Raw genomic sequence first — 12,000 nt, 5'->3', positions numbered from 1 at the left:
CGGTGTAAGGGCCCGTCCCGTGAGAATGAGCAAGCCAATACACAACGAAAGAGCAGAATACCGGGGCTCACCACAGGGGTCAAAACGCGGGATCATCGCCGGCGATCGGCTACGGAGACGCACAGGACGGCACAGACAGTCACGGCCCTGCGCAGCGTCCGGCGCCGCACCGGCCGCACGTACGGGAACACCGCCGGCAGCAGCACGTCGGCGAGCACCGCGGCGCACCGGCGCGGCAGGGAGCCGCCGCCGCGCGGCCCGCGCAGCGCCCGCAGCACCCCGGCCGCGACCGACGGCCACACCCCGATCGCGGCCGCGGCCGACGGCCAGGACCACAGGCACACCAACAGCACCCCGGTCGGCAGCAGTCGCCCCAACCACCCGCAGATGTCGCCTTTGCCCGTCCGCATGAGAGGAACGCTAGGGGCTCCGGGGCCCGTCCAGGCGGACCAGCACACCCCATGTCCCGTCTAAGATGCGCCCCATGAGCTTTGGGCAGGGGGGACCCCAGTCCCAGTGGGATCCATGGAAACCGCAGTCGCAGCAGCCCTGGAGCAGCGGTGGCGGCCAGTCTCCGGACTGGGCCGCGCTCGCCGAGGCGTCCGAGGCCCGTAACAAACGACGCCGGCTGTTCCTGGTCGGCGGCGGCGCGCTGGCCACCGTCGCGATCGGTGCCGCCGTCGCCGTGGCCGTGGTCTCCGCGGGCGGCGACAGCCAGGCCGGCAGCCCGACCTCCCAGGTGCCCTCGGCCGACATCCCGAGCGAGTCCGCCTCGGCCCCGTCCTTCGCCCCGACCAGCGCCCCGCCCCCGCTGGACCCGAAGGACTTCATCGCCAGCGCGAAGAAGGACACGGCTCCGCTCAGCCCGGACACCCTCTTCCCCGGCACGCAGCTGACCATGGGCGAGACGACGTACAAGAAGGGCCCCACGGCCGACACCGAGAACTGCGCCTCGGCCTCGGGCGGCACGCTGCCGAAGATCCTCACGGCGAACGACTGCACGCGCCTGATACGCGTCACCTACTCCACGGACGGCATAGCCGTGACGGTCGGCGTGGCGGTCTTCGACACCGAGGCGCAGGCCGCCAAGGCCAAGGGCCAGACCAACAAGAAGAGCTTCGTCAAGTCGCTCTCCGGCGGCGGTGTGAAGCCCTTCTGCGAATCCGGGTTCTGCCGTACGACCAGCAACTCCTACGGCCGCTACGCCTACTTCACCAACGCCGGCTTCACCAGCGGCAAGGACGTGACGACGAAGGACACGAAGGTGTTCGCCACGGGCGACAACCTGCAGCTGTTCACGTTCCGTCAGATCCACCGCCGCGGCCAGGCGCAGGCGTCGGCCGCGGCCGACGGGTGACCGGCCGCGGCCGGGCCGGTCACAGCCTCTTCGCGCTGCGCAGCGTCTTGGCGTAGTAGCCGTTGCCGTCCAGCCGGGACACTCCGCCGACGTCGCCGATGGTCGGTCCGTTGACCTCCTCGCGGCTGGAGACGAAGAGCAGGTGGCCCTCGGTGTCGTAGCCGAGCACCATGCCGACGTGGTCCAGGCGCTGCTTCGTCCGGGTGTCGAGCTTGAAGAAGACGAGGTCCCCGGGCTGGAGCTGGTCGATGCCGGTGGGCCGGTCCTCGGGCGAGATGCCGGTGAGCGGCAGGATGTCGGTCCCCTGCTTGGAGCGGGCCATGCCGTTGGCGGTGCGCGGCAGGCCGTCGCCCGACTCGTCCGAGGACATCAGCGGGTAGCGGGCGCGGTAGCCGAACACCATCCGCATGTAGCCCGAGCAGTCGACCGACCGGGCGCGCGCGGCCTCCGGCTGCCCGATCACGCCGTCGCGGAAGGGGTACTGGACGCCGAGGTAGTCGTAGAAGTCGGACTGCTCAAGGCGCAGGTCGCCGCCCTCCGCCCCGTTCGTGTTGAGGGGTCCGAAGTTGGCGTCACCGGCGTAGACGGTGCCCTTCTCGTCCTTCTTCTGCTTGGCGCCCGCGACGTACTGGAAGGCGATGGCCAGGAGGTCGTCCTCCTTGTTGGACTCGTTCTCGGCGTACCAGTCCTTGAACCACTTCTGCTTGTCCGCGCCCTTCTTCCAGGGCTCGGGCATGAGGCGGACCCAGTCCGTCGTGGAGACCTTCGAGCTCGTCGAGGACGGCTCGGTGAAGGTGCGGGCCGGTCCGGTCAGGGTCGCGGTGCGCGCCCCGTCGGTGAACACCGCCTTGACCTGGCCGTCGGACCCGCGCAGCACGGAGCGGGCGGGGTTCTCCAGCCGGGACCAGGTCTCCCCGCCCTTGTCGCGGGTCTTCGCCGCGCCGCCGGCCCGGTCCGAGCCGTCCAGCACGCCGACGTTCGTGATCTCCGGGACGCCCTTTTCCTCCTGCTTGCGGAGCTCCACGGTGAGGTAGCCGGAGGTCGCGACGAGCCCCAGCACCACGAGCCCGGACAGGACCGGCCTCGATTTCTTCTTCCCTGCCATGTGTTCTCTCCTGGGTTCTCAGTCGCCGGGACGCCGGTCTCAGGCGGTGGGCATGATGCCGAGCAGCAGTCCGGCGGCGACGACGATGTAGGCCATGAGCGAGACGGTGCCGGTCGCCAGCAGCGTCGCCCCCTTGGGCTGGCGGACCATCTGGTAGGCGATCAGGCCGGGCACGATGAAGCCGAGGGTCTGGTTGCCGTAGAGCAGCGGGAACTCGATCGACAGCACGATCATCACGGTGGCCTGGAGCAGCACGCCCAGCAGGACCACCGCGGCGAACAGCCGCTTGCCGTAGAGGATCACCAGCCGTTGCATGACCTTGGTGCCCGCGTAGGTGAGGGCGGTGACGCCGACCACCATGGCCGCCCGCTGGAGGTCCTCGATGAGGGTCAGGGCGAGCCAGCCGGGCGTGATCATGCCGCCGGGCGACAGGTTGGTGGTCAGGTAGCACAGCAGCGAGAAGAACAGGCCGATGGCGATGCCGAGGGCGGCCATCTCGGGGGTCAGGGCGGCGGTGGTCAACGAAGGTCTCCGGGCACGGGTGCGGGTGCGGGGCGGGCGGTGGGCGTGAGTCGTGGGTCCCGCCCGTGGACGTCAGGGACGGGGAGGCTGTCCCCCCTCGTCGGCCGGGACGTACCCGTAGGGCTCGTCGGCGTACTGCCAGCCCTGCTGGGCCGGAGCGGCGTACGGCCCCTGCTGGTAGCGGGCCGGCTCGGGATACCCGGCGCCGGTGTACGGCCCCTGCTGGGCGGGGATGCGGACCACCGGGATCTCCTGGGTCTGGGAGGCCTGGTAGCGCTCCTCGTAGGCCATGGGGTACGAGGCGTAGGGGTCCAGTCGGGCCGGCTGGACCGGTGCGGCCGTGGCCGAGGGCCGCGCGGTGTCGGCGGGGGTGGACTCGTCCGCCGGGAGTTCGGCCAGGTACTCCAGCAGTTCCTCACCCTGGCCGTGGATGTTGCCGATGGCGACCAGGGAGGAGTCGGCGGCCAGGCGCTCCAGCAGGGCGGGCATGAACTCCTCGGCCGACCGCCGTTCGCCGCCGAGGTCGACCGCGCGGTCGCGCCACTCGGCGGGGATGGCGTCGATCGCGCTCTTGGCCGGGTGCCCGATGACGAAGACGTGGTCCGGCTGGAGGTCGGGGATGATCTCGCCCATCTGGCCGTTGCGCTCCACGCGGTCGGGCCGGCAGTTGATCACGACGTTCAGCGGCCGGTGGATGGCTCCGAGGTCGAGCAGCTGGTTGATGTTCATCAGCGTCGACTCGGGGTCGTTGGCCGCGAAGACGTTGGCGAAGGCGAGCCGCTTGCCCTCGGGGGTCGCGTAGCGCTCGACGGACAGCACGCCCGGGTCCGGCGGGGCGTCGTACATGCCCTGGAGGGCGACCCGCCGTTCCACGCCGAGCAGTTCGGCCACGACGAGGGCGATGGCGACGTTCTCCTTGAAGGTGAACCAGCTGAAGCCGCGCAGCTCCTCGTCGGTGACGGTCTCCGGGTCGGCGTAGATCAACTGGCAGTTACGGGCGTCGGCCTCCTCCTGGAGGATGTGGAAGCGTTCCTTCTCGGCGGTGACGCAGATGCCGTCCTCCGGCATGGAGCGGCACAGCGACCGCGCCACGTCGTCGAGAGTGGGCCCCATCTCGGCGAGGTGGTCCTCGCGGACGTTGCACAGCACGCCGATCGTGGAGCGGATCAGCTTGCTCTGGTTCACCTCCTGCAGGGCCGGCATGACGGCCATGCACTCGATGACGAGGGCGTCGGGCCGGTAGGTGGCGGCCCGGCGCACGATGCCGATCTGCTCCACCACGTTGGCGATGCCGAACTTGCGGTAGACCGGCTCCTCGGTGGCGTCCGGGTGGATGAACCGGGCCGCCGTGCCCGTGGTCTTCGCCACGGTGACCAGGTCGCCGCCGCGCAGCGCCCCGGCGCACAGCCGGGTGATGGAGGACTTGCCGCGGATGCCGTTCACGAGCACGCGCGACGGGATGCTGTGCAGGCTGGCGTAGTGCCGGCGCTGTTCGACGATGCCCGCCACGAGCAGCAGCACGCTGCCGGTGAGCAGGACGAAGTACAGATAGAGCACGGCTGGGTCACCTTCCCCGAACGCCGGCTTCCGGCTCCGCGAGCCGGCGCGCCTGGGTCTGCTTACGGGCGTGGAGTTGCTGGCGCAGCAGTTCGAGGCTGCGCACGACGGCGCCGACCTCGTCCTGGTAGCGGGGGTAGAGCACGGACTTGAGGTCGCCGTCGGCCAGCTTCTCCGCACTGGCCGCCAGGGCCCGCATCGGCCGGGCCACGACCAGGTACACCCAGCCGAGGCAGACGACGATCAGGGCCAGACCGAGCAGTCCGGCCAGGACGCTGCGGTCCTCGCGCTCGTACGGGGTGATCTGGAAGTCCTTGGCGTTCTGCCAGCTGACCACGGTCCAGCCGATGTCGGCCGCCACGCCGCCGCCGGAGAACGGGGCGGCCGCGGCGACCGTGGTCCCACGTCCCTCGCGGATCAGCAGGCCGTTCTCGACGGGACCGGCGCCGGCGTGGACCCTGCCGGCCCGGACGAGGTCGGCGAGCGCCTCGCGCGGCAGTTCCTCGAAGGCCAGGAAGCCGTCGCTGGCGGCGATGGTCTCCGCCTCGGCGTCCACCACGCGGACCTCGCCGAGTCCCGGCCGCTTCAGCAGCGAGTTGAGGAACTCGACCCGGACCTCGCCGACCAGGGTCATGCCCTTGTCGTCCGGCAGGGGCGCGGCGGCCTGGACGACCGGCTTCTTCCCGCCCTTGCCGGCGACCCGGACCAGCGGCAGGTCGTCCCCGTCGGCGAAGTCGGCGCGCGGCTCCTTCCCGGCGCGGGCGACGACCTCGCCGTCCTCGTCGAGGAGGTACAGCGCCTGGTAGCGGGTGTGCTCGCGCAGGGTCTCCTCCAGCAGAGCGCGGCCGGCGTCGGCGTCGTCCGGGTCGATCAGCCGGGACGTGGACACCAGGTCCGCCTGCGCCTCGTTGAGCGCCCGGCGCACCCGGTCGGCGACCAGGTCGGTGCGGTCACGCTGGTCCGCGACCATGCTGGCCGGAATGCTGACGGAGTCGTCGGTGCGGTTCAGCAGCAGGCCGACGGGCAGACACCACAGCAACAGCAGGACGGCGGTCAGTGCGAGCGGCCCGCGCACCCCGAACCGCCCCTTGACGCGCTGACGCCCGCCGGGATCATCGTTCGGGCCGCCCAGCTGCGCGCGCAGCCTCTCCAGTGCGGAGCCGATGCGCGCGGCCTCACCCCAGCGGGGCACGTCCACCGGGCGGGTCAGGTCGCCCCGGGCCAGTCGGCGGGACTCCAGGAACAGCCGCAGCAGCGGCCGTTGCACGGTCGCCCACAGCACAGCCGCGGCGAGCAGTCCGAGGACCACCAGGGCTCCGGCCGCCAGCAGCCCGTACAGCTCCCGGTCCGGACCGGCGGCATGCTGCTGGACCACGGGCAGCAGGGCGACGACGGTGAGCCCGAGGCCCGCGCCGACGCTCTTCTTCTCCTCCGGGTCGGAGGAGGAGAGGGAGGCGTAACCGGCCGTGGCGATACGGCCGTTGTAGCTCGCGCCGACCAGGGTCCCGCTGACACCGGGGTAGCCGTGGGAGCCCGGTTCCCTGGCGCTGACCGGATCCTGCTCGGTCTCGCGTGCCGCCCGGGCGGACAGCCCGCTCATCTGCTTCTGGAGGAAGCCCAGCTCCTTGCGCTCCTGGTCGGAGTTGAGCGCTTCGGACTGCTCGAAGCCCGCCGTGGCCAGGATCTCCCCGCCGGTGGCGACGACCGCCATGGAGCGGAACTGGCCCAGGTTGATGGCGGGCACGGACAGACTGTTGGAGGCGAGCAGCAGCTGCTGCGGCCCGTCCTCGAAGTCCAGGACCGCCATCGTCATCAGACGTACGTCGCCGGTCTCCAGCCGCACCATGCGGGGTTTGAGGGCCTTGTCCCCGGTGAGGACGTCCTTGTCCAGCCACCCGAGGGGAATCGTTTCACCCCTGGCGGCCAGCACCTTGCCGCTCTCCAGGTCCAGGACGGTGGTGCCCGTCCACTTCTGGTAGGTCTTCCCCAGGTCGGACAGGACGCGCTCGGGCTTGACCGGCGGCCCCGCGTTCAGCGCGGCGGCGGTGCGGTTCAGGTCGGTGACCCGCTCGTCGATGGAGGCGCGCAGGGCGATGGCACCGTCCTCCGCGAAGTGCTGCTGCGAGGAGAGCACCGCCTGCGGTACGGCCTGCTCGCCGGCGGGGCCGAGCACCTGGGCGGTGAGGCCCGCGAGCGCGAGCACCAGCACGCACAGCAGCGCGATCGGGGGACGGACGCCGCCCAGCAGCGGCATGTCCGCGCGTCTCCGGCTGCGCCGCCGTCCTCCCTTCACGGGGCGCACGGCGCGGGTGGGTGTCACCGGTGGTCTCCTCCGGCCTCTCTGGGTGAAGAACGGCCGCTCAGAACACCGCTCCCGCGGGAGAGGTGAGGGACCGCCGTATACAAGACTGTTGGGGAGCGCCGAAGTTGTGCCGGTCGCCCCGGATGCGCTGTGGCGCTAGTCACGCTCCAGCGTGAGCTCCTTCAGGCCGTCGCCCCCCGGCGCCCCGCGGTTGTACAGGAAGCCGCGCGTGCGGTCGGCCGCCAGCCGGTAGCGGGCGAGCCGCTCCTCGGAGAGGTCACCCGGCGCGTCGAGCGCCCGCCGTACGTCCACCAGCCGGTGGTCCTCGACCGCGCCGGCGGGCGGCTTCTCACCGGCCTCCACCTCGGGCGGGATCTCCACGAGCGTGGTGGCGTAGCGGGCGGAGACGTCCCAGCCGTCGGTCGTCTCGCGGAACTCGAACCAGCCGATCGCGCCCTCCTCGGTGAGCCCGGTGGGCGAGGAGTGCCGGGCGACCTGGTTGCCCAGGCTGTAGGCGATCCAGGTGCCGTTCACCTTCTGGATCGGCTGCACCACATGGGCGTGGTGCCCGATCACCAGGTCGACCCCGGTCTCCTCGGTGAGCCGCTCCGCCAACTGCAGCTGGGGAACACTCGGTTCGTTGTAGTGCTCAAGGCCCCAGTGGACCGAGAGGATGACCACCTCGGCGCCCTTCTCGCGGGCGCGGGCCTCGGCGTCCTTGATCGCGTCCGTGTCGATCTGGTTGAACGCCCACTTCTCCTTCTCCGGCGTCGGGTTCAGGAACGACATCCAGGAGAACGAGAGGTGGGCGACCTTGACGCCGTTGACGTCACGGATGTTGATCCGTTCCGCTTCCTCGGGCGTGCGGGCGGAGCCGGTGTGGCCGAGGCCGGCCTTGTCCATGGCGTTCAGGGTGCGCCGCACGGCCCCGAGGCCGTGGTCGTAGGTGTGATTGGAGGCCGTCGAGCAGGTGTCGTAGCCCACATCCTTGAGCGTCGTCAGGATCTGCGGCGGCACGAGGAACTCCGGGTACCCCTCGAAGGGGCCCCGCGGATTTCCGACGGGCGTCTCCATGTGACAGATCGCCAGGTCCGCCTTGCTGATGACCGGCTTGATCCCGGCGAGCAGGGGCTTGAAGTCCAGCCCGGCCTCGCCCTCGCCGGTCTTCTTGGCATCCTTGGCGGCCTGGTCGACCAGCTCGGGGTGGATCAGCACATCACCGGCGGCGGCGACGGTGAACGAGCGGCCGCCCGGCTTCACCTGCGGCGCGGAGGCCGCGGAGCTGCACGCGGTCGCGACGGCGACGGTGGCCAGGAAAGCGATTGCCGCCCGAGCGATCCGGAGAGGATTACGAAGTGTCACCGCATCATATTCACATGAAGCACACAAGCACCACGGAAGTTACCGTCACAAGACAGTCACATTTGGCTCGTATTTTGGTCCAATTCGGACTCGTCCTCGCCTTGTTCGGCTGTCAATCGGCACCAGACCGGTCAACGGACGACTCCACTCCGGGCGCCAGGGAACTGGTGGACCTCCGCAGCAGGATCCTCGCGTACACGGCCGGCCTGGAGCCCGACGCCGCGTACACCCCGCCGGACGACACCCAGCGCGAGCGCGCCGCCGAGAGCGTCGGCCACCTCCTGGACGGCGACGCCACGCAGGCCGAGCGACTGCTCGCCCCCCTCGGCCTGAAGCTCACCCGCCTCACCGACACCGAGTCCGGACGCAGGTACGACGAGATCGCCGCCGCCCGCCCGGGCCGGGCCGAACGCTGGGGGCGCCTCTACCTGACCGCCGACTCCGACGTCCGCTGGAACGCCCAGGTGCCGCACCCGGTCTCCGACCAGGACACGGAACGCCTCGGCGTGCGGCTGCTGGAGGACAACCCCGGCGGCTCGCTGGTCCTGGCCGGCGCGCACCGCGAGGCGGGCCGGGACGATGCCGCCGACGTCGCCCACCGGGCGGACAGCCTCTTCCACGCCATCGTCGTGGAGCTCCAGAAACGCGACGTCCCGGGCGTGCAACTGCACGGCTTCGCCAAGGACTCGGACCGCCCCTACGAGGCGGTCCTCTCCACCGGAGCCGCGCGCAGCACCCTCACCGAGGCGGCCGCCCTGGCCGACGGCATGCAGGCCGACGGGCTGCGGGTCTGCCGGGCGTGGTCGGCCCGCTGCCCCCTGGAAGGCACCACGAACGTCCAGGGCAAGGCCGCGAAGCGCCACCACGCCAGGTTCCTCCACGTGGAGCTCTCCCCCAGGGCACGCGGCGACGGCACCGACGCCGACGCCGCCGCCAGGGCCCTCTCAGGGCTGGTCACGACCTGGAACTCCGCCCGCCGGTGAGGAACAGCACAAGGCGGTCAGCAGCACCCCGCCGACGGCAACGCCGACGGCAACGACCGCTTGTTGCGCGCCTCCTTGTTGCGCGCGGCCAGCAACGCGTCGGCCGGGTAGCCGACCTCCTCCAGCGTCAGCCCGTGCGGCCGCACGACGTGCACGGCCGAGTCCCGCACGCCGGCCGCCAGCACCTTCGCGGGCCAGTCCGGCGGCCGGTGCCCGTCGCCCACGAACAGCAGCGCCCCGATGAGCGAGCGCACCATGTTGTGGCAGAAGGCGTCGGCCCGCACGGTCGCCGTGATGATCCCGTCGGCGCCCTTGTCGAGACTCAGCTCCTGAAGCGTACGGATGGTGGTGGCCCCCTCCCGCTTCTTGCAGTAGGCGGCGAAGTCGTGCTCCCCGAGCAGCCGCCGGGCGGCCTCGTTCATCGCGTCGACGTCCAAGGGCCAGTCGTGCCACAGCACATGGTTGCGCAACAGCGGATCGACCCCCCCGGGATTGTCGGTGACCCGGTAGGCGTACCGCCGCCAGATCGCCGAGAACCGCGCGTTGAAGCCACTGGGCGCCTCCCTGAGGGCCCACACCCGTACGTCCCTGGGCAGCCGCCCGGCGAGCCGCTTCAGCAGCTTCTGGCTGTGCTCGGCCCAGACCTCACGCGGCAGATCGACATGCGCCACCTGCCCCCGGGCATGCACCCCGGCATCGGTACGCCCCGCCACGGTCAGCTCGTACGTCTGCCCCGACCGCGTCACGGTCCGCAGGGCGTCCTCGATCTCCCCCTGCACGGTCCGCCGCCCCCCGGCCTGCTTGGCCCACCCGGAGAACTCACTCCCGTCGTACGACAGGTCGAGACGCACACGCACGTAACCGGCTGCTGCTTCATCACTCACGTACAGATCCTCTCAGCAACACAAAAGCGGGCCCGCCCCTCAGAGAGGAACGGACCCGCCAACGCCCTTCAAGGGGCGCGGGGAACTGCGCGAACAACCACGACACAGCCGCAGCCGCCGGCAAACAGCCCCCGGCAGACGCTTACGCGTCCTTGGACTCCTCGGCGTCCTCGGCCTTGGTCGTGTCGACCTGAGCCTCAGCAGCCTCGGCGTCCTTGGCGGCACGCTTCGTCGCGGCCTCCGCCTCGCCGGTCGCCTCCTGCGCCACCGTCAGCGCCTCGACCAGCTCGATGACAGCCATGGGCGCGTTGTCGCCACGACGGTTACCGATCTTGGTGATGCGGGTGTAGCCACCCGGACGGTTCTCGTAGCGCGGGCCGATCTCGGTGAAGAGCGTGTGGACGATGCTCTTGTCCGTGATGACCTGGAGCACCTGACGGCGGTTGTGAAGGTCGCCCTTCTTCGCCTTGGTGACCAGACGCTCGGCGTACGGACGCAGCTTGCGCGCCTTCGCCTCGGTGGTGGTGATGCGACCGTGCTCGAACAGCGCCTTCGCGAGGTTCGCGAGGAGCAGCTTCTCGTGCGCGGCGCTGCCGCCCATACGGGCACCCTTGGTGGGCTTCGGCATGGTGTTTCTCCTAGGTGTCTGCCCCGGCCGTATCAGGTACCGGGGTCAGTATCCGAGCGAGCGGTTGCCCGTCGGAGATCCGGGGTGCGCCCCGGAAGGGGCGCGGGGAACTGCGCGATCAGGCACAGCGCACCCGCGCCCGGGTACGGACCGGAAGGTCCGAGCTCTCAGTACTGCTCGGTCTCGACGAACCCGGCGTCCGCGTCGTCGTCCGCACCGAAGGCGTCCGCCGCAGCGGTCGGGTCGAATCCGGGCGGGCTGTCCTTGAGCGCGAGGCCCATGCCGGCCAGCTTCGCCTTGACCTCGTCGATGGACTTCGCACCGAAGTTGCGGATGTCCAGCAGGTCGGCCTCGGAGCGCGCCACGAGTTCACCCACGGAGTGGATGCCCTCACGCTTGAGGCAGTTGTAGGAGCGGACCGTGAGCTCCAGCTCCTCGATCGGCAGCGCCAGGTCGGCGGCGAGGGCGGCGTCCGTCGGGGACGGGCCCATGTCGATGCCCTCGGCGTCGATGTTGAGCTCGCGGGCCAGACCGAACAGCTCGACCAGGGTCTTGCCGGCCGACGCCATGGCGTCACGCGGACGCATGGCCTGCTTGGTCTCGACGTCGACGATCAGCTTGTCGAAGTCGGTGCGCTGCTCGACACGCGTGGCCTCGACCTTGTACGTGACCTTGAGCACCGGCGAGTAGATCGAGTCGACCGGGATCCGGCCGATCTCCTGCCCGACCTGCTTGTTCTGCACGGCGGAGACGTAACCGCGGCCGCGCTCGACCGTCAGCTCCATCTCCAGCTTGCCCTTGCCGTTGAGCGTGGCCAGGACCAGGTCGGGGTTGTGCACCTCGACACCGGCCGGCGGCGCGATGTCGGCGGCGGTGACCAGACCCGGGCCCTGCTTGCGCAGGTACATCACGACCGGCTCGTCGTGCTCCGAGGAGACGACCAGCTGCTTGATGTTGAGGATCAGGTCGGTGACGTCCTCCTTGACGCCCGGCACGGTGGTGAACTCGTGCAGGACACCGTCGATGCGGATGGACGTGACCGCCGCACCCGGGATCGAGGACAGGAGGGTCCGGCGCAGGGAGTTGCCGAGGGTGTAACCGAAGCCCGGCTCCAGCGGCTCGATCACGAACCGGGAGCGGAACTCGTCGACGACCTCTTCGGTCAACGAGGGACGCTGAGCGATCAGCATGTGTGGATCAGATCCTTCAGTCGGGGGCGCCCGCTATATGACGCCCGACTCGACCGTCCCCGACGAAAAGGGACGGGTACTGCAAGGGTACGGGCGATACGGCCCGAAGG

11 protein-coding genes are annotated in these 12,000 nt (G+C 70.6%); 2 read left to right on the top strand and 9 right to left on the bottom strand.

The annotated features are described in order from the left end of the window. Positions 1 to 92: 92 nt before the first annotated feature. Positions 93 to 410: a hypothetical protein gene (locus AC07F0_RS10225; RefSeq protein ID WP_436727524.1), complete on the bottom strand. Its 318-nt coding sequence runs from the start codon at positions 408 to 410 to the stop codon at positions 93 to 95. Positions 411 to 484: 74 nt separating this feature from the next. Here AC07F0_RS10225 and AC07F0_RS10220 point away from each other — a divergent pair, with 74 nt between their 5' ends. Continuing rightward, entirely contained in the window at positions 485 to 1,357 is an 873-nt protein-coding gene (locus tag AC07F0_RS10220; protein ID WP_436727523.1) for a hypothetical protein, read from the top strand. Between the two features lie 19 nt (positions 1,358 to 1,376). On the opposite strand, the gene AC07F0_RS10215 is transcribed toward AC07F0_RS10220, so the two are convergent. The 5 genes from AC07F0_RS10215 to AC07F0_RS10195 form a co-directional block, all read right to left on the bottom strand. Further along, on the bottom strand, positions 1,377 to 2,462 hold the full coding sequence (locus AC07F0_RS10215; RefSeq protein WP_478976677.1) for an NlpC/P60 family protein: 1,086 nt from the start codon (positions 2,460 to 2,462) through the stop codon (positions 1,377 to 1,379). Positions 2,463 to 2,501: 39 nt separating this feature from the next. Then, entirely contained in the window at positions 2,502 to 2,984 is a 483-nt protein-coding gene (locus tag AC07F0_RS10210) for a poly-gamma-glutamate biosynthesis protein PgsC/CapC (RefSeq protein ID WP_478976674.1), read from the bottom strand. A gap of 72 nt (positions 2,985 to 3,056) precedes the next feature. Then, positions 3,057 to 4,541, bottom strand: a complete 1,485-nt coding sequence (pgsB, locus tag AC07F0_RS10205; RefSeq protein ID WP_478976671.1) for a poly-gamma-glutamate synthase PgsB — start codon at positions 4,539 to 4,541, stop codon at positions 3,057 to 3,059. A gap of 7 nt (positions 4,542 to 4,548) precedes the next feature. Continuing rightward, on the bottom strand, positions 4,549 to 6,795 hold the full coding sequence (locus AC07F0_RS10200; protein WP_478977251.1) for a HAMP domain-containing protein: 2,247 nt from the start codon (positions 6,793 to 6,795) through the stop codon (positions 4,549 to 4,551). A gap of 204 nt (positions 6,796 to 6,999) precedes the next feature. Continuing rightward, on the bottom strand, positions 7,000 to 8,157 hold the full coding sequence (locus AC07F0_RS10195; RefSeq protein ID WP_436725819.1) for a CapA family protein: 1,158 nt from the start codon (positions 8,155 to 8,157) through the stop codon (positions 7,000 to 7,002). Positions 8,158 to 8,372: 215 nt separating this feature from the next. Here AC07F0_RS10195 and AC07F0_RS10190 point away from each other — a divergent pair, with 215 nt between their 5' ends. Beyond that, positions 8,373 to 9,188 (top strand): hypothetical protein, encoded by an 816-nt coding sequence (locus AC07F0_RS10190; RefSeq protein WP_436725691.1) that lies wholly within the window; start codon positions 8,373 to 8,375, stop codon positions 9,186 to 9,188. A 17-nt stretch (positions 9,189 to 9,205) separates the two neighbouring features. Here AC07F0_RS10190 and truA read toward each other — a convergent pair whose 3' ends face one another. The 3 genes from truA to AC07F0_RS10175 form a co-directional block, all read right to left on the bottom strand. Further along, complete coding sequence (gene truA / locus AC07F0_RS10185) at positions 9,206 to 10,072, bottom strand: tRNA pseudouridine(38-40) synthase TruA (RefSeq protein WP_478976669.1); 867 nt, start codon at positions 10,070 to 10,072, stop codon at positions 9,206 to 9,208. A gap of 142 nt (positions 10,073 to 10,214) precedes the next feature. Further along, positions 10,215 to 10,700 carry a 50S ribosomal protein L17 gene (gene rplQ / locus AC07F0_RS10180; RefSeq protein ID WP_354740797.1) on the bottom strand — a complete coding sequence of 162 codons (486 nt, stop codon included), beginning with the start codon at positions 10,698 to 10,700 and terminating at the stop codon, positions 10,215 to 10,217. Between the two features lie 167 nt (positions 10,701 to 10,867). After that, positions 10,868 to 11,890, bottom strand: a complete 1,023-nt coding sequence (locus AC07F0_RS10175) for a DNA-directed RNA polymerase subunit alpha (protein WP_003966937.1) — start codon at positions 11,888 to 11,890, stop codon at positions 10,868 to 10,870. Positions 11,891 to 12,000 lie beyond the last annotated feature (110 nt).

The organism is Streptomyces sp. NPDC045955 (assembly GCF_056430805.1).
The sequence above is the reverse complement of the archived record's forward strand: the minus strand, read 5'-3'. Positions and strand labels throughout refer to the sequence as shown.